This window comes from Bacillus sp. DTU_2020_1000418_1_SI_GHA_SEK_038, assembly GCF_032341175.1.
In the GTDB taxonomy this organism is placed as follows: domain Bacteria; phylum Bacillota; class Bacilli; order Bacillales; family Cytobacillaceae; genus Cytobacillus.
In genome coordinates, this window is the sequence record NZ_CP135435.1 from 4,038,365 (window position 1) to 4,064,423 (window position 26,059).

At 37.9% G+C, this 26,059-nt stretch carries 21 protein-coding genes; 13 read left to right on the forward strand and 8 right to left on the reverse strand.

Annotation, left to right across the window (positions count from 1 at the left end; translation table 11 throughout):
* Nucleotides 1–9: 9 nt before the first annotated feature.
* A complete protein-coding gene (locus RRV45_RS20090) occupies nucleotides 10–267 on the forward strand; it encodes a hypothetical protein (protein WP_315666426.1) in 258 nt (85 codons plus the stop codon).
* Between the two features lie 1,369 nt (nucleotides 268–1,636).
* On the opposite strand, the gene RRV45_RS20095 is transcribed toward RRV45_RS20090, so the two are convergent.
* Nucleotides 1,637–2,182 (reverse strand): helix-turn-helix domain-containing protein, encoded by a 546-nt coding sequence (locus RRV45_RS20095; protein WP_315666427.1) that lies wholly within the window; start codon nucleotides 2,180–2,182, stop codon nucleotides 1,637–1,639.
* Nucleotides 2,183–2,426: 244 nt separating this feature from the next.
* Between RRV45_RS20095 and RRV45_RS20100 the strand changes: the two genes are divergently transcribed.
* The 11 genes from RRV45_RS20100 to RRV45_RS20150 all read left to right on the forward strand — a co-directional run bounded on the left by RRV45_RS20100 (nucleotide 2,427) and on the right by RRV45_RS20150 (nucleotide 17,156).
* The gene (locus RRV45_RS20100) at nucleotides 2,427–4,148 is read left to right on the forward strand and encodes a thiamine pyrophosphate-binding protein (RefSeq protein ID WP_315666428.1); all 1,722 of its coding nucleotides are present in this window, start codon (nucleotides 2,427–2,429) and stop codon (nucleotides 4,146–4,148) included.
* 123 nt (nucleotides 4,149–4,271) lie between these two features.
* On the forward strand, nucleotides 4,272–5,222 hold the full coding sequence (gene nikB, locus RRV45_RS20105) for a nickel ABC transporter permease (RefSeq protein WP_315666429.1): 951 nt from the start codon (nucleotides 4,272–4,274) through the stop codon (nucleotides 5,220–5,222).
* 15 nt (nucleotides 5,223–5,237) lie between these two features.
* The gene (locus RRV45_RS20110; RefSeq protein ID WP_315669101.1) at nucleotides 5,238–6,137 is read left to right on the forward strand and encodes an ABC transporter permease; all 900 of its coding nucleotides are present in this window, start codon (nucleotides 5,238–5,240) and stop codon (nucleotides 6,135–6,137) included.
* Nucleotides 6,138–6,159: 22 nt separating this feature from the next.
* Nucleotides 6,160–7,173, forward strand: a complete 1,014-nt coding sequence (locus RRV45_RS20115) for an ABC transporter ATP-binding protein (protein ID WP_315666430.1) — start codon at nucleotides 6,160–6,162, stop codon at nucleotides 7,171–7,173.
* On the forward strand, nucleotides 7,154–8,149 hold the full coding sequence (locus tag RRV45_RS20120; protein WP_315666431.1) for an ABC transporter ATP-binding protein: 996 nt from the start codon (nucleotides 7,154–7,156) through the stop codon (nucleotides 8,147–8,149). The genes RRV45_RS20115 and RRV45_RS20120 overlap by 20 nt, the downstream gene beginning before the upstream one ends.
* A 26-nt stretch (nucleotides 8,150–8,175) precedes the next feature.
* Nucleotides 8,176–9,387 carry a M20 metallopeptidase family protein gene (locus tag RRV45_RS20125; RefSeq protein WP_315666432.1) on the forward strand — a complete coding sequence of 404 codons (1,212 nt, stop codon included), beginning with the start codon at nucleotides 8,176–8,178 and terminating at the stop codon, nucleotides 9,385–9,387.
* Nucleotides 9,388–9,437: 50 nt separating this feature from the next.
* On the forward strand, nucleotides 9,438–11,006 hold the full coding sequence (locus tag RRV45_RS20130; protein ID WP_315666433.1) for an ABC transporter substrate-binding protein: 1,569 nt from the start codon (nucleotides 9,438–9,440) through the stop codon (nucleotides 11,004–11,006).
* Nucleotides 11,007–11,099: 93 nt separating this feature from the next.
* On the forward strand, nucleotides 11,100–12,440 hold the full coding sequence (locus RRV45_RS20135; protein ID WP_315666434.1) for a hypothetical protein: 1,341 nt from the start codon (nucleotides 11,100–11,102) through the stop codon (nucleotides 12,438–12,440).
* Between the two features lie 915 nt (nucleotides 12,441–13,355).
* Entirely contained in the window at nucleotides 13,356–13,940 is a 585-nt protein-coding gene (locus RRV45_RS20140; protein ID WP_315666435.1) for a helix-turn-helix domain-containing protein, read from the forward strand.
* A 233-nt stretch (nucleotides 13,941–14,173) separates the two neighbouring features.
* Nucleotides 14,174–15,712, forward strand: a complete 1,539-nt coding sequence (locus RRV45_RS20145) for a Na+/H+ antiporter NhaC family protein (RefSeq protein WP_315666436.1) — start codon at nucleotides 14,174–14,176, stop codon at nucleotides 15,710–15,712.
* A 16-nt stretch (nucleotides 15,713–15,728) separates the two neighbouring features.
* Nucleotides 15,729–17,156, forward strand: a complete 1,428-nt coding sequence (locus tag RRV45_RS20150; protein ID WP_315666437.1) for an amidohydrolase family protein — start codon at nucleotides 15,729–15,731, stop codon at nucleotides 17,154–17,156.
* Nucleotides 17,157–17,230: 74 nt separating this feature from the next.
* On the opposite strand, the gene RRV45_RS20155 is transcribed toward RRV45_RS20150, so the two are convergent.
* From RRV45_RS20155 to RRV45_RS20185, 7 genes are all read right to left on the reverse strand, one after another.
* The gene (locus RRV45_RS20155; RefSeq protein WP_315666438.1) at nucleotides 17,231–18,223 is read right to left on the reverse strand and encodes an ABC transporter ATP-binding protein; all 993 of its coding nucleotides are present in this window, start codon (nucleotides 18,221–18,223) and stop codon (nucleotides 17,231–17,233) included.
* Nucleotides 18,213–19,217 (reverse strand): ABC transporter ATP-binding protein, encoded by a 1,005-nt coding sequence (locus RRV45_RS20160; protein ID WP_315666439.1) that lies wholly within the window; start codon nucleotides 19,215–19,217, stop codon nucleotides 18,213–18,215. Before RRV45_RS20160 ends, RRV45_RS20155 begins: the two co-directional genes overlap by 11 nt.
* A 40-nt stretch (nucleotides 19,218–19,257) precedes the next feature.
* A complete protein-coding gene (locus tag RRV45_RS20165; protein ID WP_410489312.1) occupies nucleotides 19,258–20,118 on the reverse strand; it encodes an ABC transporter permease in 861 nt (286 codons plus the stop codon).
* 12 nt (nucleotides 20,119–20,130) lie between these two features.
* On the reverse strand, nucleotides 20,131–21,081 hold the full coding sequence (locus RRV45_RS20170) for an ABC transporter permease (protein ID WP_315666440.1): 951 nt from the start codon (nucleotides 21,079–21,081) through the stop codon (nucleotides 20,131–20,133).
* A gap of 25 nt (nucleotides 21,082–21,106) precedes the next feature.
* The gene (locus RRV45_RS20175; RefSeq protein WP_315666441.1) at nucleotides 21,107–22,678 is read right to left on the reverse strand and encodes an ABC transporter substrate-binding protein; all 1,572 of its coding nucleotides are present in this window, start codon (nucleotides 22,676–22,678) and stop codon (nucleotides 21,107–21,109) included.
* Between the two features lie 74 nt (nucleotides 22,679–22,752).
* The gene (locus RRV45_RS20180) at nucleotides 22,753–24,180 is read right to left on the reverse strand and encodes an amidohydrolase family protein (RefSeq protein ID WP_315666442.1); all 1,428 of its coding nucleotides are present in this window, start codon (nucleotides 24,178–24,180) and stop codon (nucleotides 22,753–22,755) included.
* 126 nt (nucleotides 24,181–24,306) lie between these two features.
* Nucleotides 24,307–25,290: an ornithine cyclodeaminase family protein gene (locus tag RRV45_RS20185; RefSeq protein WP_315666443.1), complete on the reverse strand. Its 984-nt coding sequence runs from the start codon at nucleotides 25,288–25,290 to the stop codon at nucleotides 24,307–24,309.
* Nucleotides 25,291–25,494: 204 nt separating this feature from the next.
* Between RRV45_RS20185 and RRV45_RS20190 the strand changes: the two genes are divergently transcribed.
* Nucleotides 25,495–26,049, forward strand: coding sequence for a helix-turn-helix domain-containing protein (locus tag RRV45_RS20190; RefSeq protein ID WP_315666444.1), 555 nt, complete (start codon nucleotides 25,495–25,497; stop codon nucleotides 26,047–26,049).
* Nucleotides 26,050–26,059 lie beyond the last annotated feature (10 nt).

Sequence of the window (26,059 nt, forward strand, 5' to 3'; positions counted from 1 at the left end):
GGAGAGTCAATGATGAGTAAAAAAAGAAAAACCAAACACAAGAAAAGGAAGCAAACAGAGGACTTTGGAACCTGTTCATTTTACTGCAAACCTTGCAATTACACATTTGAGATCGCGTGGCAAACGATATGGGACATACAAGAAATGACCCATGGCTATGTGGGCTTCCATACGACCGATACGTATATTTCCTGTCCGAAGTGTGAAAGAATAATCGATGAGAATGATGAAGTGGATCCTTTTAATGATGACCCTTTATTTAAGTAGTCCTCACCTGCTGTCTTTTTTTAATTAGCGATGGCACACATTCGTTAGAACAAACGTAATAGCAGAGCCTGTCTAGAAAATAAGATTTTGGGCAGGTTTAGATTAATTGATTAGAACCTGTCCAGTAAACTAGCTTTTTTGGACAGGTTTTGATGAATCCCCAAAAAACTAGCCTAGTAAACTCCCATTTTAGATAAGATTTAATCGGGGTTGAAAGGTTTATCACCCAATTGAACAATAGTAATTAGCGATCAAACTTTACGGTTGAGCTGAATTCATTTGTATGCCAAATTATGCCGCATGGAGACATCTTCAGTCCGGAGACTAAGAACCATTCATTGTGAAGTTTCATCAGATCGCAATTAAATGAGGTGGTTTCGCAAATAAATTGAATCGTTTCGCAAATAAACTCCCATGTTTCGCAAACAACGCCTGTATTTTCACAAATAAGAGAGAAAAAGAAACATTTTTACTCGTCAGAATCCATTCCTTGGTGAAGTTTCATCAAGGTTCGCAAACAAGCGAGGTGGTTTCGCAAACAAATTCAATCGTTTCGCAAATAAACTCCGAAGTTTCGCAAACAACGCCAGTATTTTCGCAAATAAGAGAGAAAAAGAACCATTTTTACTCGTAAAAATCCATTCCTTGATGAAACTTCATAAGGTTCGCAAACAAGTGAGGTGGTTTCGCAAACAAATCGAATCGTTTCGCAAATAAACTCCGAAGTTTCGCAAACAAATCTTGTATTTTCACAAATAAATTCGATTTCTCCGGGAAAAAGGCGCATGGATTGGAGTAATTACAGATCATTAGGTTATTTATAAAATTTTATAGCGACTTTCAACAAGAACCACATATTAATAAAACATTCGATAATTAATTATGATAAAATACCTTTGTGCAGGAGGTTAATTTATGTTATATATACTGATCGTGCTGTTAGCTTTTTTAACGTGGGCTCTACCGGTACCCGGAAAAATAATTTTATTAGGTATTAACTTTTTCTTACCAGATCCTTTACCTTTCGGGGATGAAATAATTCAAATTTTAGGTTTCGTAAAAACTAGTAAAAAAGGATACAAAATGATTTCTAAACGGTAGCTACTATTAATATTTTTCGTTAAAAGCCTATTAATCTAGGCTTTTATTTTTTCAGGAAAATTGTCCTGTTTAAAAGATAAAACTTTGATTTCCCCACTTATTGGCAGACCTAAATTATTTTCTCCAAATTGAAAAGAAGGCGACTCAAACGATCTCCATGAACAGTCATAGAGTGCTTGATATCCCCTTCTTTATACATTTCCCCAATAATTCTCTCTTCCGCTATTAGGTAGATGACCTACATTGACTGCACTGTATTCTCAGCTTTTTACATCTTAGTCAAAGATGAAAAAACATAAATGAGTCTTACAACCTGATTGGTTTTGTTGAACCAAGTGTGTGGGGTTGTTGAGTCCATGTGAAAGCTGTCCCCTGGTTCTAGTTCATATTCATCTTCTCCGTGAACTAGTGTGAGATTTCCTTCTAGTACATAGACAAACTCCTGTCCTTCATGAGTTGATGAGGTTACCTTCTGATTATTCGGGAGTAACACAACTAGCATGGGCTCAAATAAAGGTGTTGGCAATCCATTTGATAGACTTTGGTAAATAAAGTTTGACTGATTTAAAGTGAGGTCGCCCTTCGATTTCTTTCGTACAAAGCTTGGCGGCTCGGGTTCAGGGAAAAAGTAACTTCTACTCACTTCTAGCGCATCGGAAATTTTTGATAACGATTGAAGAGTAATGGAGGATTTAGAATTTTCCACCTGGGATAAAAAGCTTGTGGAAAGTCCTGATTTATCAGCCAAATCCTTTAACGTTAATCCTTTTTTATATCGTAAATCTTTAAGTAGTTTTCCAATATTCTTCTCCATACAAAACTCCTTTTATATCGAAATGTAATAATGAATCCTTATCTTATTTTACTTGTATAATACCATATTCTCTAAAAATGTCATTTAATTTTTTTAAAAGGTAGCAACAAAAATTAAGTGGCACTAAATTTTTTTTATAAATATTTAATAAATTTGTTGACTACTTAATATTTTTATTATAAATTCAATCTTAAAGATAAAACATTCAATAAAATCTGAATATTTTAACGGAGGGATTGTTTACATGAGAGCAGCAGATGCTATCGTAAAAATTTTAATCGCTAATGATGTGGATGTAATATTCGGGGTGCCTGGTGATACAAGTATGACTTTTCATAATGCAATAGAGGCCCATAGTGACCAGATTAAATATATCCAGTGTAGAGATGAACGACACGCTACTTATATGGCCGACACATATGCACGGGTATCTGGAAAACCAGGTGTAGTTGACGTTCCAAGTGGGGGCGGGGTTTTATACGCAACTCCGGGAATTAGTGAAGCAAATTCATCATCTGTTCCCATTATTTGTTTCTCCTCTGACATTTCGATGAGCAGTGAAGAAACCGGGGCACTAACGGAGCTAAAGCAAGTCGAGCTTCTACAATCCATTACGAAATGGAATACGAAAATAAAACTTGCTTCAAAAATTCCACATATGTTAAGAAAAGCCTTTAGAATGGCTACTGGAGGAAGACCAGGAGCTGTGCATATTTCTGTCCCTGAAGATGTTCATGAGGAGCATTATGATTATACGGATGAGGAACTCTATGCGTCCTTTCATAAGCCCTTTAAGAGTTCACCTAATAGAGAAGATGTCGAAAAGGTATATAAATTATTAACTCACTCTTCACGTCCTGTCATTATTGCTGGCGGCGGGGTCCACCTTTCGGCAGCGTACGAGGAGCTAGAAAGCCTTGCAAGTGACTTCTCTATTCCTGTCGGAACATCAATAAACGGGAAAGGAAGTATTGCTGAGAATTTACCGCAAGCAATTGGGGTCATTGGGGTGAACGGCGGAACAGATGAAACAAACAGCATTATCAAAAACGCTGATTTTGTCCTTGTTCTAGGTTCAAAGCTTAATAATGTAACAACGGTGGCTAAAAGCATTTTCAGTCATTCCCCTGTTGTCGTTCAAGTAGACATCAGTGAAGAAATATTGGATCAGAACATTCGAACAGATGTAGCTATTATGTCAGATATAAAGGCATTTCTAAACCACTTAAATTTACTGATGAATAATAGAAATAAAGACTTTTCAAATTCTTTAACAGAATGGAATAAATTTTATCAAGACATCTTAAATAAGAAGGTTAATAGAGTAGCAATAGAGGTGCAAGAGGACACAAAATTCGTCAACCCAGCGAAAATAATTGATCTATTAAATAAACATACAAATGAAAACGCTCTATTTGTTATTGATGCTGGCACTCAAAATCCATATATGGCTTCAGATTATGTCACTAAAAAAGCAGGCAGGAGAACAGTTTTTGACCGTGGTCATGGAAATTTAGGCTACGCTTTATCGGCTGCAATAGGCGCAAAAGTGGCAAGCCCACAATCAAAAGTATTCTCTATGTTTGGTGATGGAAGCTTCGCCATGTCTGTTGGGGAACTAGAAACTGCAAGCAGATTAGGGCTGCCAGTTGTCTTTCTTCTCTTCCAAAACAATAGTTACGGATGGATCAAAAAATTACACCAGCTTTATTATGATGAGCGCTATATCGGAGTTGATTTTAGTCAAATTAATGGGGCGAAAATTGCAGAGGGCTTTAATATTAGCAGCTTAAGAATTGATTCGAACGAAAAGCTAGAAGAAGGATTAAAGTGGGCAATCGACCAGCAAGGACCTGTGTTCTTGGATATATTAATTGAACCGATTACAGATATTGTCCCGCCAGTGACAAATTGGAGAGAAGACAGCAAGCTTGATCCTTCCGAAAGAGAGGCACTTACTTACTAATCCGTTTTGGTCCTTTACTAGATGGACAGGGCCGCCTGAACATTCTATGTAAGGGACTTTTTCTTCATTATCTATACCAGGAATGTTTAACAGATGTATAAAAAACAAGGGGGTTAAACTTATATGATTTATTACATATTAAAGCGAATATTTTCTCTCATCCCCGTCCTATTCGTTATTTCAGTAGTGATCTTCATGGTTATTCACTTAACACCTGGCGACCCTGCTTCTATTATGCTAGGTGAAGAAGCTACAGAAGAACAAATTGATAAAATGCGTGAAGAACTTGGCCTTAATGCTCCTTTAATTCAGCAATATGCAGACTGGGTTATTAATGTTTTTAAAGGTGATCTAGGAACATCATATTTTATGAAAGAGCCAGTAACAAGCGCAATCTTAAGTCATCTTGGACCAACCCTTTCACTTGCTATATTAGGTCAAGCTGTGGCGCTCGTGATTGCCATTCCCGCTGGAATAATTGCAGCTAATCGAAGAGGATCCCTTACAGACCAGTCCTTAATGGGATTTTCATTACTAGGCATGTCAGTTCCTAGTTTCCTGCTTGGATTATTTCTAATCTTAGTCGTTGGCGTTAAGTTACAATGGCTGCCTATTGCAGGGTATCAGCCATTAAGTTCTGGACTATGGAACAGTCTGCAATACCTTATCTTACCTGCCATCGCATTAGGCGCCATACAAGCAGCACTAATTGCTCGTATGACAAGGACATCAATGTTAGAAGTTCTAAATTCGAACTATATTAAAACAGCTCGAGCAAAGGGTGTAAAAGAACATATTATCGTGTACAGACATGCATTACGGAATGCATTCCTTCCTATTTTAACAGTAATTGGCCAGACATTCGGAACCTTAGTAGCTGGGGCAGTCGTTACCGAAACGATCTTTAACATCCCTGGTATTGGGCAAATGATCATAAATTCTATTGAAAGACGCGATTATACAGTCATTCAAGGCGTGGTCTTATTTATTACCATTTCCTATGTTGTCATTAACTTAATTGTAGATTTGTTATATGCCTATATTGATCCTCGTGTCCGATTAGAGCGCAAGTAGGAAAGGAGTTTTGCTATTGTGGAAATTGAAAGCGTTATAAAACACTCTACTATCAAACACAAACTTAAAAGACAACAAAAACAACTATTTATGCGGCGACTTCTATCGAACAAACAAATACTTACCGGTGGCATATTGTTACTCATCTTAATCATAATAACGGTCATTGGACCGTTGCTAGTTCCATATAGCCCATATCAAATGGAAGTAATGGATCGCTTAAAAGCTCCTAATGGTTCACATCTTCTAGGAACGGATGAATTTGGCCGTGATCTTTTAACCCGTATTATTTATGGAGGCAGAATAACAATTGGTGTGGGCCTCTCGGTAGCATTAATATCTTCAGTCTTAGGATTAATTGTTGGGTTATATGCAAGTTACTATCGAGCGTTAGATCAAATTCTAATGAGAATCTGTGATGGATTAATGGCTATACCGGCAATTTTATTAGCAATCGCATTAATGGCGGCATTAGGTCCAAATACTTTGAACGTTATTATTGCTCTAAGTATTGTTTTTACTCCATATATTGCACGTGTCATTCGTTCATCAGCCTTAGTCGTTCGTGAACAAACTTATATAGAAGCAATGAGAGCACAAGGGGCAAGCAACTTAAGAATAATCTGGCGTCATATTATGCCTAATACCATCTCTCCGCTTGTAATTCAAGCAACGTTTATTTTTGCCGAAGCTATTATTATCGAGGCTGCTCTAAGCTTTTTAGGTGCTGGTGTCCCTGCTCCGGAGCCTAGTTGGGGAAGTATTTTACATGATGGAAAAACAGTAATATTTAATGCGTGGTGGATGACCGTTTTCCCTGGGATCACCATTGTGATGTCGGTTCTTGGATTAAATTTACTAGGGGATGGTCTCAGAGATTTAATTGATCCTCACACAAATCATGCAAAAAAATAACGATTCATAAGGGGTGATCACTATGTCAGACGAACAGCATCTTTTACATGTACAGGATCTTAAAACCCATTTCCATACAGAACGAGGCCGGGTCACAGCCGTTGATGGTGTCTCCTTTCATGTGAAGGAAGGAGAAATATTAGGTGTAGTCGGTGAATCCGGGTGTGGGAAGAGTGTTACCTCCCAATCTATTTTAAGATTATTTGATGAAAAAAACACCGTTCAATATGATGGTACGATCAATTTTAAAGGTAAAAATCTATTAAATCTATCACAGTCAGAAATGCAGGAGATACGTGGAAATGATATAGCCATGATATTTCAAGATCCGCTTAGTTCATTAAACCCTGTTTACACGATTGGATTCCAAATTGTAGAGGCCATTCTTTTACATCAAAAAGTAACAAAGAAAGAGGCCTATGAAAAAGCGGTTGAAATGTTGAGATTGACTGGTATCCCCTCTCCAGAGAAACGCGTTCATGAATATCCTCACCAATTATCAGGAGGTATGCAGCAACGCGCTATGATCGCAATCGCCTTATCATGCCAGCCACAATTATTAATTGCTGATGAACCTACTACAGCTCTTGATGTGACGATTCAAGCACAAATATTGGATCTGATTGTGAATTTAAATCGTGAGCTGCAAATGGGAGTTATATTCATAACCCATGATTTGGGAGTAGTTTCAGAGATTTGTACAAGAGTGGTTGTAATGTACCTAGGGCAAATAGTGGAAGAAGCAGATACAGTAAGTCTCTTTGAAAATCCGCTTCACCCATATACAAGAGGATTAATTAAATCTATTCCTCACCTGGATAGTGATCGATCAAAGGACCTACATGTCATTAAAGGGACAGTTCCTGCTTTAGATAACATTCCAAAAGGCTGCCGGTTCGCCCCTCGCTGCCCGCATGCCGATGCATTATGCAATGAAAACATGCCGGAGCTTACATCTTATCAAGGTTCCCAAAAGGTAAGATGCTGGCATGCAGATCAAATTATGGAGGGAAGTTATGTTAGTACAGGAACATGAAAATAAAACACCGCTTCTAGATATCCAAGGACTGAAAAAATATTACCCTGTTAAAGGATCTTTAAAAAACTTTGGAAAGGCAAAGGAACAAATCAAAGCGGTAAATGATGTCTCCTTTCAACTATTTGAAGGTGAGACTTACGGTATGGTAGGAGAATCTGGGTGCGGGAAAAGTACGACCGGAAGAACCATTTTAAGATTACTAGAACCAACTGTGGGAAAAGCCTTTTATAAGAACCAGGATATTTTTCAACTAGATAGCAGAAAGCTGAGAGATTTGCGCCAAGAAATGCAAATGGTCTTTCAAGATCCTTATTCATCTTTAAATCCAAGAATTAGAATTGGACACATACTCGAAGAACCGCTAACGATTCATCAAATTGGAAATAAAAAGGACCGTACCGAAATGGTTATGAACATCCTGGAAAAGGTAGGATTACGCGAGGATCAATATTATCGGTATCCACATGAATTCTCTGGTGGACAACGACAACGTATTGGGTTAGCAAGAGCACTTATTATCAATCCGAAAATCGTTATTCTAGACGAGCCGGTTTCTGCGCTAGATGTGTCCATTCAATCACAAATTATTAATCTATTAAAAGAACTGCAAAGAGACTTAAAGCTCACCTATATCTTTATTTCTCATGACATCAGCGTTGTTCGGCATATTTGTGACCGAATCGGAGTTATGTACTTAGGAAAAATCATGGAAGAGGCACCAACGGATCAGCTTTTTGCAAATTCAAAACATCCTTATACCCAAGCTTTATTATCAGCAGTTCCACAGTCTAATCCAAAATATAAAAAAGAGAGAATCATTTTAAAGGGAGATATCCCCTCTCCTCTATCTCCGCCATCGGGATGTGTGTTTCATACACGCTGCCCTTTTGTGAAAGATATTTGTAAACATCAGGAACCAATTAAAAAGGAAATTGGCGACCGTCATTTTGTTGCTTGCCACCTCCATTCCTAAAAATAAAAATCTTGGGAGAGGATTAAATGGATATAAACAAGCTTTATACAGAGTTGGAATCGATATACCCAACATTAGTTGACATACGTCGTGACCTGCACAAACACCCTGAACTTTCATTTCAAGAAGTCCGCACTCCAAAATTAATTGCAGAGTACCTAACAGAATTAGGTTTAGAAGTAAGGACAAATGTTGGAGGAAGAGGAGTTGTCGGTCTCTTAAGAGGAAAGCATAAGGGAAAAACAGTGGCTCTTCGCGCTGATTTCGATGCCCTGCCCATTCAAGACGAGAAAAATGTCAGTTATAAATCCCAAATACCAGGAGTCATGCATGCATGTGGTCATGATGGTCATACAGCAACCTTATTAGGAGTAGCAACGGTTTTAGCTAAATATCGTGAAGAATTATCAGGAAATGTCGTTTTTATTCACCAATTTGCAGAAGAATTAGTACCTGGTGGAGCTAAAGCAATGATTGAGGATGATTGCTTAAAAGGGGTCGATGTAATCTTTGGCACACATCTTCAAGGAGCTTTGCCGTTCGGAAAAGTTTATTATCGTGAGGGCTATGCAATGGCAGCTTCTGATTTCTTTGAAATAAAAGTATTTGGGAAGGGCGGACACGGGGCCTCCCCTCATCTAACAGTAGACCCTTTAGTAACTGCAAGTCAAATCGTCCTAAACCTTCAGCAGATTATTAGCCGCCGAGTAGACCCAGTAAAGCCTGCTGTTCTGACTGTAGGTAAATTACATGCTGGTACAGCGATGAATGTGATACCTGAAACAGCCGAAATATCAGGAACAGTAAGATCCTTCGACCCCGAGACTAGGGATTTAATAGAAATAGAATTAAAGAATGTCGTTAATGCTGCCTGCCTCCAAAGCGGAGCAACATGTGAAATTTCCTATATTCGCGGTTATGACGCAGTTTGGAATCATCCAAAAGAAACACAATTTATTCGAAATATGGCCGTTGAGGTTGTTGGGAAAGAAAATGTGATAGAAAGGGATTTAGCTATGGGCAGTGAGGATTTTGCTTATTATCTTAAAGAAGTACCTGGTACCTATTTCTTTGTAGGTGCAAGTTTAAGTGATTCAGCAAAGGTTTTCCCACACCACCACCCGCGTTTTGACTTTGATGAAAAAGCCATGCTAACGGCAGCAAAAATATTAGTAACTTCTGTTATTAAGTTTAATAAGGAAACTAGCAACCAGATTAATAATCCAATAGAGATTTAGACTTTTACAGTTTTATAAATTTAAAAACAATTTTTAAAGGGGGCTATTAAATGTTTAGAGCAAAGAATTGGATGCTAGCCATAATCATGCTAGTAGTTTTCATGTTAATTGGGTGCAGTTCGGAAAAGACAAGTGAAACGAATGATGGAGGTTCAAAAACAGGCGGACAACTAAAGGTTGCATTGGTTACACAGCCGCCAACACTAGACCAGCCAACAACAACAGCTACTGTTAGTCGTGATACATCAAGAGTTATGTTTGAAACTCTTTTAACAACGAACTCAGAGTACAAAGCCGTTCCTATGCTAGCTGAGTCAGTTGAATCAAGCGAAGATAATAAATCCTTTACCTTCCATTTAAGAAAAGGCGTTAAATTTCATAATGGAAAAGAAATGAAAGCAGAGGATGTTGTAGCATCCATGAACCGATGGATGGAGAAATCATCGATAACAGGAAAAATTTTCGATGGTGCTGTGTTCCAAGCAAAGGATGATTATACGGTTACATTGGAGTTAGCCCAGTCTTCCCCGCTTGCTTTAGATACGATGGCCTCTGCCAAGATGGCGGCTGCTATTATGCCAAAGGAAATTGTAGAATCTGCCTCTACTGAAGGAGTTTCTGAATACATCGGAACAGGTCCATATAAATTTGTAGAATGGAAACAGGATCAGTATATTCATTTCACTAAATTTGAAGATTATTCCCCATCAGAATCAAAGTCTGATGGATTAGCAGGAAAGAAAGAAGCATTGGTGGACGATCTTTACTTCTATATCGTTCCAGATGCCTCCACAAGAATGGCTGGACTTCGTTCAGGTCAATATGATTTCGTCTATACAGTTCCTTTTGACAACTACACGCAATTAAAAAATGAAAAGAATCTTTATCCTGTTTTTGATACTTATGGGGAAATGCTAATGATTTATAATGAAAACCAAGGTTTATCAGCAAATGCAAAGATGCGCCAAGCAGTAAATGCAGCCCTCGATATTGACAAAATTATGCTTGCCTCCTTTGCCGATGAAGATTTGTACTGGCTGCACCCAGGATATATGACTAATGTTGTAAGTAATTGGCACAGTGAATCTGGAAAAGAGTTCTATAATCAAAAAGATTTAGATAAGGCAAAGAAATTATTAGGTGAAGCTGGCTATAACAATGAGGAATTCAGAATTATGACAACTCGTGATTATCCTCAATTCTATAATGCGGCTGTTGTTATACAAGATCAATTAAAAGCAATAGGATTGAATGTTAAATTAGAGTTTTATGATTGGGCAACCCTTTTAGATAAACAAAATAATCCTGGGGATTGGGATGCTGTTGTAACAGGATCCTCTACTGTAACAACTCCATCGCAGCTCGTTTCCTTAAGCCCTTCTTTTGCTGGCGGGATGCACGACCCTAAGATTACGGAACTGCTGCAAACTTTAGAAGCCTCTTCCAGCCAGGAGGAAGCAAAACAGATTTGGGATCAATTACAACAATATGCATGGGAAAATCATGTTCCTGTAACCATTTTAGGCGGTTACAATAATTTATACGGAGCGGCCAATAAGGTAAAGGGAATTTCAACTCTTTCTGGACCTATTTATTGGAACACATCAGTGGAAAATTAATCAATTAAAAGGGTTAACCATATGGATTTAACAATCTATATGGTTAACCTAATTTTTTTAATACTATGAGGTATTACGTAAGGAGTTATAAAATTGACGAAATTAGGAAATATACTAACTTTATCCTTACTACTACTATTTGTAATTTCAAATTTTGCAGCATTTCCCTATCTTGACTTTGTTATTGGCTGTTTGACTCTCTTAGTCATTCTTGTTTGCCTACCCTATTGTACAAAGCTAAATAAGATTATTGGCGGAGTCATGATCAGCATTAGCATTTTTATTATCATTATTAATCAGTACACCTTATCAGAGATGTCCATTGCCATTTCTAAGAACTTGCCACTGATGAGTTTAATTGTTTTGGTACCTATTTTGTCAATTCCGATCATACTTGGAGACTACCAAAAAAATATTATGGATCTAGCTGTAAAGTTTGCTAAGAAGCCACAACAAATTTACTTTTTTATTTCTGCCTCTTTTTTCTTTTTGGCGCCAATCATTAATTTAGGTTCAATTTTTATTATTCATTCAATGGTAAAAGAAATGAAGCTTCCCACATCCCTTTTAGGCAGAGTATATATGAGAGGTTTTATACCCGCAAGTACTTGGGCCCCCTACTTTGCATCTGTTTTACTAATTGTAAATTATTACAACATACAAATACATGAATACTTGCATTTTGGCCTTTTCCTAGGAATCATACAATTAGTCATATCAAACCTGCTTTTTTCGTTAAGAGAAAGTAAAACAGTAAGTTGGCACACCGAAAAAGGAAAAGAATTCATTAATCTTAGAAAACCATATGAACTATTAATTGTCATTACCCTACTAACTGTCTCAATCGGCCTTTTGGAGTTCTTTAGCTCCTTAAATATTATCCTTATGGTGACCTTTACCGTTATTATTTTTTCTATTCTCTGGTCAGCGTATTTAAAAAGGAAAAAGGATTTTTTACTAGAATCAAAAAAATTCTTATTACAAATCTTCCCTAATAAAGCAAATGAAATTGTACTATTTTTAACAGCTGGCTTTTTCGGCTCTATTGCCTCAGGAACTACTGTTGGTAATAATCTAAACATTTTATGGGTTAGCATGGCAGATTACTCCATATTACTCATGATTTTCTTTACAATAGCATTTGTTTCACTATTCTCCTTCTTAGGCATACATCAAATCGTGATGATTAGCATAATCCTAGCAAGTGTTTCAAATGAGGCAATCGGGATCAATAATATCATTATGGCACTAACCCTACTCAGCTCTTGGGCTGTAGGCTCTACTATTTCAAGTGTCTCACCACCGAATATTGTGATCTCCAATTTATTGAGGGTTAGTATTTTTGACCTTGTATTAAAGTGGAATCTTTTATATGCAATCATTGTAGCTTGTGTACATTCATTGGTTATTTATTGGATTTACCTAATAATTTAAAGTTGCAAGAGGGTGAATGGTGATGACCAACCACCCTCTTAAAAATTTATGGTAATACTCGTATTATCCTCCCTACTAAAAAACAGAGCAATAGCCCTGGTTTCTCTCCCCATGTTCAAACTAAAAACCGGCAAAACTCTTTCCTAAATTACAAAATCACTCTTAAAGGGGTGCATTAAGTTATCTTTTTTGTACTTAATCCAATTTAGACCTCTCAAACCGCGAATAGTGAGATGAAAATTGCACTTTGACAGTGGGTTGGAAGGTTTGTCGGCCAGATTTGGTAGTTTATCAGCCAAATTCAATAGATTGTCAGCCAATTCCCTCAGGGTGCTTAATCACTGAACTGGAACAGGCCACTACCTTCCAGTTTTTCCTTTGATAAAACTCTACTAGTCTTTCCTATCAGAAGCCTCAATGAATCCATCACATTTTAAATAGTATGATAAAATCGAAAAGCAATCATGCAATTCTCATAACAAATGCCCTTCATGGCACGGGTTTTGGTTCCATCCCACGAAAAACGCTTACCATGAAAGCTTCTTGATTCGCAGAGTTGTGCTTCCACATCCTCACAATAATGGCCCATCGCCACATCCATGGAAAAGCCCATAATAAAGTACTTATCTACTTTGACTCTACAAAATTTAATTTTATTATAAAAATTAGTTGAAACATTTTATATAATCCTTTAAAAAACGATGGAATTTTAAAAATTTATCGCCTTTTAAAGGATTAAATCTATAAATTAAATCACACCTTGTTATATTATCTCTTTTTCGAAACTGTATGGTATACTCATTAAGAATATTTAAAATACTAAAGATCGATTTTCCTTAAGTGGTTAATCACTATAATAAACGTTTGTGTCAAAGATAAACCTTCAGAATAGTTACCGGAAGGGCGGAATAAATAATGGATAGTAGTTTAATTCGACCTGAACTTCCGGTCGGAATGATAGGAGAGAAAATTCGTTCTATAAGGAAGAAGTCCCTTTTAACTGTAGACGATGTTGCAGAGAAAATTGGCTTAAGTCAAAGTATGGTTTCTCAATTAGAAAGAGGAAAAGCAAAACCTTCACTTGATACCTTGTGGAAATTAAGTATTTTATTTGATGTTTCTCTATCCTACTTTTTTGAGGATATAGAAAAACAATCGGTTATCATATCTAGACGGGACGAGCAAGAGATACTCAAGATGAGACATAAAAATGTTCAATACAGAGTGTTAGCTCCTCTTACTGGACGGAAACTTGAGTTTTTTGAAATTACTGTTAGCCCAGATCAGGGAGAGGAACTCCAATTTTATCCTCATAATGGAGAAGAAGGCGGAGTTGTCATACAGGGAGAATTGGAGGTCCTTATTGGAGACAAAACGTATCTGTTGAAACAAGGTGATAGTATTTACTTCGACAGTACGCATCCCCACGCTTTTCGAAATCCAGGAAATCTCCCCGCAGTTGCCATTTGGACAGGCACTCCTTGGGAACCCATTAATTAAAAAACAGAGAAGGCTGCTGAAACATTTTTCGGCAGCCTTCTCTGTTTTTTTTCACTTAATTCCCTGAATATCAAACTGAAACCGCAACAAGGTTTAATAAAATATAAATATAGTTAATATTTTCATTGAATTTAGTATGCATTATGTTATATATTTTGTATAGGCTAAAATTTGCAAATATTCAGCATGATTATGAGGTATTTTAAAAAAACATTAAAAAAGGGGGAAAATGTATGGAATTTGGAGCTTTATCGCTATTGCCGCCATTAGTTGCCATTGTCATTGCTTTACTAACAAGACAGACCATTTTATCTCTATTTATTGGAGTATGGGTAGGAGCCACCATAATTAATTCTTGGAATCCTTTGTCAGGATTTGCAAAAAGTATTTCTGATTATATGATTCCCTCCATTGCCGATCCGTGGAATGCCGGGCTACTAATTTTAGTCAGCTTAGCAGGAGGATTTATTCACATTTTAAGAGTGACTGGGGCTGCCCAAGCCTTTGCTCAAGTGGCTACGAAAAAAGTAAACACCCGAAGAAAGGCACAAAATGTAACATGGGGAAGTGCATTTCTATTCTCTTATACGGAGCCAGTTCTTATCCTAGGAACGATTATGAGGCCATTAACAGATAAACTTAACGTTTCCCGAGTTAAGCTAGCATATATTTTAGACTCAATGGGCAGCTCCCTAGCATCTATGTCACCTATTAGCAGTTATGGTCCTTTCATAACGGGACTTATTGCAACTCAAATTACGGCGCTAAGTTTAACGGACAACCCTTGGACCTTATTTATTCAAATGATTCCTTATAATCTATATGGACTATTTGCGATGATTGGTGTGTTATATGTCATCAATACTGGACTGGATATCGGACCTATGTATCATGCAGAAAAAAGAGCGATTGAGACTGGTAAAGTGATAGGAGAAAATGACAAGCCATTGGTAGCTACTGAAAAGTCGGACGAGTTTCCAGAAGGACATACATTTAAATTCTATCAATTCTTAATTCCAATGCTGCTCCTATTTATCACGATTTTTACCGTTATTTTTTGGACAGGAAATCTAGTTGAAAATGGATTTAGAGGCGCATTTATTAATGCAAACATAGTATTAGCCATTTCATGTGGGTTTTTAGCAGGTTCGATTGGTGCAGGTGTGATATCCGTTGCATCCAAGCTTCATACAATTAAATCTGCTTTTGATGAGTTCACCCAAGGAATCATTAATTTAATGATTGTACCGATGATTCTTGTGTTGGCATGGTCCATTGGGAAAATTGCAGGTCAAATGGAGTTAGGTGCCTATATGTCCTCAGTTGTCGGTGACTACTTGCCTTCATTTATTGTCCCTGCTTTAATCTTTTTACTGGGCTCTTTAATTGCCTTTTCAACAGGAAGCTCTTGGGGAGTATTTGCAATTATGATGCCAATTGCCATTCCAATGGCCGTAACGATGGATATTCATATCCCTCTTGTCATTGGGGCTGTTATTAGCGGCGGTTTGTTCGGCGACCATTGCTCACCTATCTCAGATACAACTATTCTAGCTTCAACTGGTGCTGCATGTGATCACATTGAACACGTAAGAACTCAGCTTCCTTATGCCATATTAATCGCGTTCTGTACCTTAATAGGTTTTATTGTAGCCGGTGCAACTGTCGGCTGGTTAGGAATCATTACAACGGCATTTACAACATTTATAGCTCTCTATCTCCTAAATAAGAAAGCTAAGCACTCACGAAATTCATTGAATATAAGTATGTAAAAAGGAGAGATATAGATTGAAAGTTGATCTGATTATACAACATGCGCATATACTCACAATGGAAGGAAAAGGTGTAGGGTTTATAGAAAACGGTTCCATTGCTATTAAAGGAAACCTTATTCAAGAGGTCGGGAGTACCGATGAAATAAAAAGAAACTATCAAGCTGATAGAATCATCGATGCTACAAACAAATTAGTGATACCTGGTTTGATCGATGCCCATATTCATACGGGAATTGCTATTTTCCGGGGAGTCGCTCAGGATATGTCAAACTGGATGCAAAAAGGACTTTGGCCGTTTCAAAAGCATTTGCAACCAGAAGAAAGTGTCAAAGGATCAATGGTTAATATAATTGAAGGGATTAAATCTGGAACAACAACCTTTTGTGATTACGATGGAAGAATGGATCTAATTGTTGAAAATTACAAAAAGATTGGTGCCAGAGCACGACTTGCTGAACTCGTAAATGAAATCCCCGATAACGTGGGTGATTTACCTGTTGGGGAATTATACCCTTTCGATCCATCTATCGGAAATACAAAGCTGAAAAGAAACCTCGAATTGTTTGAGAAGCACCACGGAAGTGAAAATGGGAGAATTACAGCGATTTTAGGTCCGCATGGTCCTGATATGATGAGTCTGGAATTACTTAATGAAATCAAAGAGTATGGAGAGAAATTCGATACTAAACTTCATATGCATGTAGCACAAGGTGATAGAGAAATTGATCAAATAAACAAACGTTATGGCAAAAGATCCATCGATTTCCTTGAAGAGCATGGGTTTTTAAATGATAGATTAATTGCTGTACATTTAACGGAAGCGACAAATGAAGAAACGGCAAGGGTTGCTAATAGCGGCGCCGGCATGGTTTATTGTTCGGGCAGTATTGGGATCATTGATGGACTAGTCCCTCCTGTTTACCACTACTTACAGTCAGGCGGTGTGGCTTGCTTAGGTTCCGATCAAGCTCCAGGAAACAATTGTAATAATATGTTTAATGAAATGAAATTTGCAGCGATCTTAAACAAAGTAAAATTAGCGGATCCAAGGGTGTTTAATGCCACGATGGCTATAAGAATGGCAACCATTGAAGCAGCTAAAGTAATGGGAATCGATCATGAGGTCGGATCGATCCGAAAAGGAAAAAAAGCGGATCTGGTCATTATTAATTTACAAGACCCATCCTTCTTCCCAGTCTACACAAAGCCGATTAGAAATATCGTTCCAAACCTAGTCTATTCTGCACGAGGACACGAAGTAGAAACTTCCATTATAGATGGACAAGTGATTATGGAAAATAGAAAAATCCTTACCATTGATGAAAAAGCTGCAATTACTGAGGCGCAACAGGCAGCCGAACAAATCGCCATTAGAGCCGAAAAGGACATTTTACAAGCGGAAAGTGATATTTTAACGATGGTGAATGAAGGATTGCTATAATACTATGAAGGGGCTTCCGAAAGTTGATTTTCTGGCTTTGGATGCCCCTGTATAGTCTCTCACTGAGACGGGAATTAATATAAATGACATAAAACCGAATGAATTGAATTAACTTGCTTTCTCTCAGGAACCTCTAACTTGCAAATATCCATGGCGTGTGGACATCTTGTATGAAAAACACAACCTTTTGGAGGATTTAGCGGTGATGGGATTTCACCTTCTAGGCGAATTCTTTCTCTTTTTTTAGTTGGATTTGGTATGGGTATTGAACTTATTAGGGCCTGGGTATATGGATGTTTTGGAAATCTAAATAGATCATCCGTATTAGCTTCTTCTACTAAATTCCCAAGATACATGACTCCTATTCGATCAGATATATGGCGTACAACACTTAAATCATGAGCAATAAAAATATATGTTAGTTTATATTGCTCTTTTAATTCCTGTAAGAGGTTAATGATCTGGGACTGTATTGAAACATCCAATGCAGATACAGGTTCATCACAGATAATTAGCTTAGGATTGACAGCTAGCGCGCGGGCGATACCGATACGTTGTCTTTGTCCCCCAGAAAATTCATGGGGATAGCGGTAATATGAGTCTTCTGAAAATCCAACTCGATGTAATAGATCCATCACCATTTCTGTACGTTCCTTTTGATTTTTCCCGATATTATGAATAATCATCGGCTCTTCTATGGATTTGCCAATGCGTTTCCTTGGATTTAAGGAAGAATATGGATCCTGGAAAATCATTTGCATTTCCTTCCTAACATTCCTGAAACTATTGTCATTTTGTTTAAAAATATCCTGCCCTTGAAAGATTGCTTCACCTTCTGTCGGGTCAATCAGCCTTAAAAGCGTTCTCCCTGTTGTACTTTTCCCACAGCCCGATTCCCCAACAAGCCCGTAAACCTCCCCTTCATAAAGATCAAAAGTGAGATTTTGTACAGCTTTAATTTGCTGCTTTTCCCCGAACAGAACCCTGCGAACAGGAAAGTATTTTTTCAAACCCCTTACTTGCAGAAGAAGGTTCTGATCCTTAGCTCTAATTTCATTATCCAACATGAATGGCCCCCTCCTCCTTGAGGATTTTTTCATAATGCCAGCACTTTACATTGTGGCTATCAGAGTAAGCTTTTATTGGCGGGTCCTTTTTACATTGATCATCTGAATAGGCACACCGTGCTGCAAACGGACAGCCTTCTGGGACATCATGCAGACTTGGTACTTTGCCTTTAATAACATGCAGTTTTTTTGTGCGGTCACCATCCAGCTGGGGGATGGATTGCATTAATCCCCGTGTATATGGGTGTAATGGTGTTTTAAACAAGGATTTCACATCGGCCTCCTCGATAATTTGACCGAGATACATCACTGCCACCCTATCACAAATTTCTGCCACTACCCCTAAATCATGGGTTATCATAATAATTCCCATATTATATTTCTCTCTCAACCCGTCCATTAGCTCAAGAATTTGTGATTGTATAGTAACATCTAATGCAGTTGTGGGTTCATCTGCTATTAACAGACTCGGATTACAAGAGAGTGCAATGGCAATCATCACTCTCTGTCTTAATCCACCAGACAATTCATGCGGATAATCATGTATTCGCTTTTCGGGGGAAGGGATTCCTGTTAAGCTAAGGATTTCTACTGCTTTTGCATAAGCCGCTTTCTTCGAGACTTTTTGATGCAGCATGATCGCTTCCGCAACTTGGTTTCCAATTGAATAGACAGGATTTAAGGAACTCATTGGGTCCTGGAAGACCATCGATATTTCATTGCCCCTAATTTTCCTCATTTCTTTTTCCGAGAGTGTTAATAAATTTTTTCCTTTATAGCGGATTTCACCTTCATATCTAGTTGTCTCTTCATCTAGCAGTCTTTGGATGGATTCAGCAGTTACGCTTTTTCCACAGCCTGATTCCCCGACAATCCCGAGTGTTTGACCTTCATCTATTCGAAAAGTTATGCCGCGTACTGCAGTAACCTGTCCCTTTTCCGTGGCAAACTTAGTTTTTAAATTTTTCACTTCCAGTAATGGAGGCTGTGACATGTATTCATCACCTTTCTTCTACTAATATTGAATAACCATACTACTTAAAATGTTTCGTATGAGGGTCAAGAATATCACGCAATCCATCACCGAATAAATTTAAGGCTAACACTAAAGTGATAATGGCTGAACCTGGGAAAACAGTCATCCACCATGCTTTTGTTATAACATTTTTACCATCATATAATATATTTCCTAAACTAGGATTTGGAGCTGGTATACCTGCACCTAGGAAACTTAACATTGATTCTATTATTAAGGAAATGGCAAAAATAAAGGTTATCTGAACGATTAGTGGTGAAAGTGTGTTGGGTGCAATATGCAGCCATATGATCCTCCATGATCTTGCCCCCATTGACTTTAATGCTTCTATATAGGTTTGCTCACGGATGACTACTGCAGATGAACGGACAACCCTTGCAATCGATGGAAAAAAGACAATGGATAGTGCAATAATTACATTCATCAGTTGGGGGCCTAGCGCTGCTACAAGAGCTAATGCCAACAATACGGAAGGAAAAGCCATCAAGCCATCACAAATTCTCATTAATATATGATCCAATGTACGGTAATAGGAAGCATACAATCCTACGATTGTTCCTATGAGTCCAGAAATAATGGCTACCGAAAATCCGACTAACATGGAGGCTCGTACCCCATATATAACCCTGCTGAAGACATCTCTTCCAAACGTATCCGTTCCAAACCAATGTTCCTTGCTTGGCGGTTGTAACCTGTTGACTGGATTCATTTCAAGGGGATCAAATAAAGTGAGTACTGGGCTAAAAAGAGACGCAAATAATGCGACAAAAATAATGATACAACCTATGACTGTCATCCTGCTCTTTTTTATCCGCCGTATCATCATCTGTCTGCTTTCTTTTCTGACTATATCTGACAAAAGGATCCCCCCCTATTTCCGATTTAACCTTACTCTTGGGTCAACCACCCCGTATAGAAGGTCAATGATTAAATTGATAAATACATAAGCTATTGCAATAAGTAAGACGGAGCCTTGAATTAATGTAAAATCTCTTCTTCCGATTGAATTGACAATTAACTGTCCTACCCCTGGAATGTTGAAAACAAATTCAACAACCACAGCACCAGCAAGCAACGTTGTAAAACTATGCCCGATAACCTCTAATATGGTGACAAACGCATTCCTTAGGGCGTGTTTATAAATAACAATGCTCTGGCTTAACCCTTTTGAGCGTGCCGTTTTAATAAAATTTTGCGATAATGTATCAAGCATCGATGATCTTGTCATACGGGTTATAAGTGCTGATTGCATAAATCCTAGAGCTACCGCAGGAAGGACTAAATATTCTAAATGGGTGAAAAAGCCTGCAGACAAAGGTTTATACCCGGAAACAGGAAACCACCCTAAATTGACGGAAAACACCAAAATGAAAAATAGCCCTAAAAGGAAGCTTGGAATCGAAATCCCCAATAAAGCTGTACTCATCACAAATTGATCCGTTGCTTTCCCCCTCTTCCTCGAGGCCAAAACACCTGATGGAATGGCAATGAGGATGGCGATAATCTGAGCAAAAATACTTAAGGATAATGTAGGACCCAAATGGGATAGAAAAACCTCACTAACTGGTTTGTTCATAAAGATCGAACTGCCTAAATCTCCCCGTACGACATCCAGAATCCAGAAAATAAACTGTTCAGGCAATGGGCGGTTAAGCCCGAGCTCCTCCCTGAGCGACTCTAATTGCTCAGGGGAAGCTTCAGAACCTAAAATAGTGGTTGCTGGATCACCGGGGGTTAAATGAATAATCGAAAATATCGCAATCGCAACTACGAGTAATATAGGAATGATAGATACTAATCGTTTGAAAATATAAAGCATCATTTAAACCACCCCCTAGAGAATAGGACTACTTTAACGAAATATTCCAAGGAATCAGCCCACTATTGAAAAATTGATAACCGCTTACATTTGAAGTCGTTGCATTAAACACCTGTCTGTTACTTGGCTTAATGACTGGAACATAATCATAAAAAGCACTCTGCAGTTCTTCAGCAAGTTTCGTTGCTTCTTGCTGGTCCTTAGCATTTTGAATACCTGCTAATATTTCTTGGATTTCAGGACTATCTGTCCAACCAGCCCAGCTTGGATTAAAGAATAAATAATTTGTTGGAACAGGCTCCGTAGCTAAGTCCACAATATATAGGTCCCAATTACTTGGATCATTTCGATATTCTAATAGAGTAGCAAACTCATATGTCTCCAATTCTACATTCATCCCTAATCCTTCCAACTGTTGCTGAAGACCAATGCCAGTAAAACGATGTGATTCAATATTACTCGCTACAATCGTAATTTTTTCGCCATTGTATCCAGCTTCTGCTAGCAATTCCTTCGCTTTTTCTTGATTGTTCTGATTATAAAGCTCCTTTCCTGCATCACTATACCAATTCACCTGTTCAGGAATACTTAGTGAATGATTGAGATCAAAGAATCTCTCCTCTGAATAAATCCCAATTGATAATGCATTCAGGTCTAATCCTGCTAAAATCGCTTGTCTAGCTTTTTGGTTACTGAAAATCCCTTGCTTTTTATTGAATACAATAAAATCAGCACCCGCTTCATGTGTGTAAGTTGTTACATTTTCATCCCCATCCAATTGGTCGAAATTATCAAATGGCAAGCTTTTCACAATATGGTATTCCCCTGTGATTACACTTGAAACACGTGTTGATGCATCACCTACAAAATCTAATTTAATTTCATTAATCAGCGCTTCCTTTTTTCCAGCAAGACCATCTGCAGCTTCTTCACGTGCTTGATAGTCAGCAAATTTCTCTAAGTGGACGAATTGGTCAGAGACATATTCTTTCACCTTATATGGGCCAGTCCCTATGAATTCAGTTACTGCTCCTTCTCCTGCACCTTCAACAATTTCCTTAGGCATAATTCCAGGAAACTGTGCTGGAGAGGATAAAATATTTAAAGTCAGAAAGGAAGGTTTTTCTAATGTGAATACTATGGTATAGTCATCCTTTGCTTCAAATGTTCCCGGGCCTAAGATTCGTTCGGCGGTAGCATTCAGCTTTTTCCAGCGAGTCATCGAAGCAACGACATCTTCTGCCTTCATCTCTTTCCCGTTATGGAATTTGATCCCTTGTCTTAGATGAAAAGTATAGGTCTTCTGATCATCACTTACCTCCCATTTTTCGGCTAACATGGGCTGCGGCTCGAATTTGCTATTAAACGCTACTAAAGGTTCATAAACAGGTCTAGCGATTTCCATTGTCATATAGGACCCAGTAATATGTGTATCTAATGCTGGGGGAATACCTTGCATGGCCACCTTTAATGTTTGCTCTGTAATTTCTTTTTCTTTTTCTTTTTCTTGGGAAACATCCGTTTTATCTGAACTACATGCAGCCATTGTCAATAGAGCAACAAGTAATAAACTCAGTAATCCAAGACCTCTTCGGGACATATTTCTCCCTCCCATGTTAATATTTGGTTGAAAATTGAATACATTTTTTCTCATTAGAGAGTATCCTTAAGCCTTTACAACTTTCCTTCAGCCATCAATTGTTTCGTATTTGTAATGCTGAACTTTTCATCAGTAACGCTTTCAGTTACTTGTGTGGCCAATCGTTGACAGTCCTCCATAATTTCCTTTTCATTCACAGTTAAAAACTCACCGTTTAAGTACAATGTTTTTCCATCTACCATCACTCTTGCTACTTCATGACCTCTTGCGGAATATACAAGATTTGGCACATGATTTCGCATCGGTTTTTTAATGACCGGCTGCATTGCTTTTGAAGTCAAATCAATAAACGTAATATCTGCCTTCTTACCTTCTTCAAGCGAACCAACCTCATCTCCTATGCCGATTGCCTGTGCACCTTCAATTGTTGCCATTCGCAGAACTTTCCAAGCTGGCATGACCTCTGCATCATTGTATTTAATTTTATTGAACAATGCGGTTAACTTCATTTCATTAATCATTTGATTGCAATTATTCCCAGGCGCTTGATCGGAGCCGAGTGCAGCTTTACCGCCAGCTTCAATAAAAGGCAATACAGGTGGAGCAATTCCTCGAATAATGCCAATACTCCCTGAACAAAGGACCATGGAGGCACCACGTTTAGCTAAGAACCTAGCTTCTTCGTCTGTCGCATCTGTTAAATGTACAGCCAGGAGTGACTCATCTAAATAACCCAATTCATCAAGAAATGGAATGGATCGGATATTATATCTTCCTACCATTTGCTTCGTTTCACGAATAGCCTGGGCGACATGCATATGAATCATCACATTTTTTTCTTTGGCGAGCTCCTTAACTTTCTTCAGAAGATCTACACCCATAAAATCCGGTCCCTGTGGTCCTAGTAAAGTTGTAATCCGGTTATTTTCTTTGCCATTCCATTTATCGATGAGCTCCAAGTTCTTCGCTAATGTCCGTTCCCCAATTGCAGGTTCGAATGGATACAGATCACCCTCTTCTAAGCCATCCAATACATCCGGCACCTCTCGAATAAATCCTGTCAGTCTAGCCCTGGTTCCAATTTTTTGATAGAATGGAGCAAGTTCATTTACAGTTGAACCATAGTCACCAAATGTTGTCGTACCCGCTGCCAAGGCTTCCAATATGTTCATCTTAGACCCGGCGATCTGAGCTTCATGTGTCAAAAAATGCTGATAGGGCCCTATCCCTTTATGCATCCATACATTATTATCTTGGGCAACTCCTCTTAAGACTGCCCAATGAGTATGCATATGAGCATCTATAAATCCAGGCAGAACCATCATATTCGTAGCATCGATGACTTCCCTGGCTGCAAAATCTTTACGTAACTCTTCCGTAATCCCAACACCTATAATTTTTCCAGAATCGATAGCAACTGCCCCATCATCGATATACCCAACACCATCACCTTGCATTGTAAATAAGTCAGCATGAACAATCAGAGTATCAATCTTCAACATTTCTCTCTCCTTTTCCATCGTTTCACTAGATTTGTATTGATCGTAGTAGCAAAAAATACAAAGTAATTAATTACTTTCAAAATATTCAATCTATTATAATCAAAAAAATAGTTTGCTTTCATATAACTATAAAATGACCTCGATACCCACTCCTTCCTCTTTTGCCTTTCGATACACTCCTAATGCAACAATAAGATCAAAATATGCAGCACCAACAGATTTGAAAAATGTTATTTCCTCTGATGAGTCCCTTTGTAACTCATCATTTATCAAAGTGTCGCTAAGTTCGGCGAACACATCAGAAAAACTCCAGTCACTTACTTGATTAGCGAAGATAAGCTCTCCCTCTTCTTCCTTTACACCTTCAAGGTCATCCACAATGATTTTCGAACTACGATGGACGGTTTCCAAATCTACCTCCCTCATGGATGGTAAATATGAACCAATCCCATTGATATGTGTTCCCGGTTTCAGAAGCTTCCCATTAAAAACAGGATCATTTGACCTCGTACTGCAGCATATAATATCAGCTGTTTCAACAAGCTCATCCACATTATGTTCAATCGAAATATCTAGCATAACCCCAAAGTCTATCAGTCTTTCTTCGAATTCCTCCGCCTTTTTCCGAGTCTTATTGTACAGCATTATCTTTTTTATTTCCCTTACTTGCAATACTCCTAAAACCTGTTCAAATGCCATTGCACCTGTCCCAATTACACCTAAAACGCTTGAATTAAGCCTTGAGAATTTACTAGTTGCAATCCCGCTAAGTGCCCCCGTTCGCAACCTAGTTAAATAGGAAGCATTCATTAAACAAATATGCTCTCCCGTACTCGCATCTGTAAGCAATAATACCCCTTGTGTTGTTGGTCTTTCCTGAGAAGGATTATTGGGAAAGATGGATACTATTTTAATAGAAACAACTTCCTGCGTGCGATTCGCACTGGGCATATACAAAGCTGAAGCTTCGTACTTTGGAAAAGTAAGAACAGTTCGTTGCGGATTTTCAATTTGGTTTGTATTTTTTAAAAATAGATTATCCTTTAAGTCTTTAATCGCGTCATTCATATGGTAGATATTTTTTATTGTGTTTTCATCTAGAATTAGCACGAAACCATAGATCCCCCTTTCAACCTATTTCGAATTTCATAAGAATAATAGGTTGTTATATTGTATTAGCTATAACCGATAATATTCTTTAATTTTTTAAGTAATATTTAAATTTTTTATTTAGAGGCTGATGAATATTTAAACGGTACTTAAATATATATGTTTAATATCCTAGCTTTAATCATAGAAAGGAAATGAATCTCGATGTATGAAAACTTAGGAAGTAAAATCAAGGAGCTTAGGAAGGATAAAAGGCTCACCTTAAAACAAATCGCTGAAAAGACAAATCTCTCCATAAGCTTTCTATCACAACTGGAACATGGTAAAACATCAGCTACCCTAGAATCGTTGAAAAAAATCTCTGAATCTTTAGATGTATATCCGAGCTACTTTTTTTCAAAACCGGAAACAAAATCGAATTCCAATATTGTTCGAAATATAATGAATGAAAATGACTTGCAGGAAAATAAGTTTATTTATCGAGATTTATCAGGCAGAATGGAAAGACCGCTCTTCTATCCGAACTTAATCATTCTAAACCCAGGCGATAATTCAGGGAAAAACTTTTCCCATCAAGGGCAGGAGTTTCTCTATATTTTGGAGGGGATATTAACAGTCCTAATTGATGATAACGAATACGTATTGAAACCCTATGATTGTATTTTCATAGATTCAGCAAGGCCGCACTATTGGTTAAATAAAACCGAAAAATCGGTTAAGTTTTTGTGCATTTCATCTTCAGAGCGTTTTAATAGCTAATAGAGGAGAG

Bases quoted from the DNA above. Each gene is read 5' to 3' on its own strand.
- RRV45_RS20155 (WP_315666438.1), bottom strand. From the start codon at position 18,223: ATGTTGGATAATGAAATTAGAGCTAAGGATCAGAACCTTCTTCTGCAA.
- RRV45_RS20090 (WP_315666426.1), top strand. From the start codon at position 10: ATGATGAGTAAAAAAAGAAAAACCAAACACAAGAAAAGGAAGCAAACA.
- RRV45_RS20170 (WP_315666440.1), bottom strand. From the start codon at position 21,081: ATGATGCTTTATATTTTCAAACGATTAGTATCTATCATTCCTATATTA.
- RRV45_RS20100 (WP_315666428.1), top strand. From the start codon at position 2,427: ATGAGAGCAGCAGATGCTATCGTAAAAATTTTAATCGCTAATGATGTG.
- RRV45_RS20145 (WP_315666436.1), top strand. From the start codon at position 14,174: ATGGAATTTGGAGCTTTATCGCTATTGCCGCCATTAGTTGCCATTGTC.
- RRV45_RS20095 (WP_315666427.1), bottom strand. From the start codon at position 2,182: ATGGAGAAGAATATTGGAAAACTACTTAAAGATTTACGATATAAAAAA.
- RRV45_RS20190 (WP_315666444.1), top strand. From the start codon at position 25,495: ATGTATGAAAACTTAGGAAGTAAAATCAAGGAGCTTAGGAAGGATAAA.
- RRV45_RS20120 (WP_315666431.1), top strand. From the start codon at position 7,154: ATGTTAGTACAGGAACATGAAAATAAAACACCGCTTCTAGATATCCAA.
- RRV45_RS20130 (WP_315666433.1), top strand. From the start codon at position 9,438: ATGTTTAGAGCAAAGAATTGGATGCTAGCCATAATCATGCTAGTAGTT.
- RRV45_RS20125 (WP_315666432.1), top strand. From the start codon at position 8,176: ATGGATATAAACAAGCTTTATACAGAGTTGGAATCGATATACCCAACA.
- RRV45_RS20160 (WP_315666439.1), bottom strand. From the start codon at position 19,217: ATGTCACAGCCTCCATTACTGGAAGTGAAAAATTTAAAAACTAAGTTT.
- RRV45_RS20180 (WP_315666442.1), bottom strand. From the start codon at position 24,180: ATGTTGAAGATTGATACTCTGATTGTTCATGCTGACTTATTTACAATG.
- RRV45_RS20175 (WP_315666441.1), bottom strand. From the start codon at position 22,678: ATGTCCCGAAGAGGTCTTGGATTACTGAGTTTATTACTTGTTGCTCTA.
- RRV45_RS20115 (WP_315666430.1), top strand. From the start codon at position 6,160: ATGTCAGACGAACAGCATCTTTTACATGTACAGGATCTTAAAACCCAT.
- RRV45_RS20140 (WP_315666435.1), top strand. From the start codon at position 13,356: ATGGATAGTAGTTTAATTCGACCTGAACTTCCGGTCGGAATGATAGGA.
- nikB (WP_315666429.1), top strand. From the start codon at position 4,272: ATGATTTATTACATATTAAAGCGAATATTTTCTCTCATCCCCGTCCTA.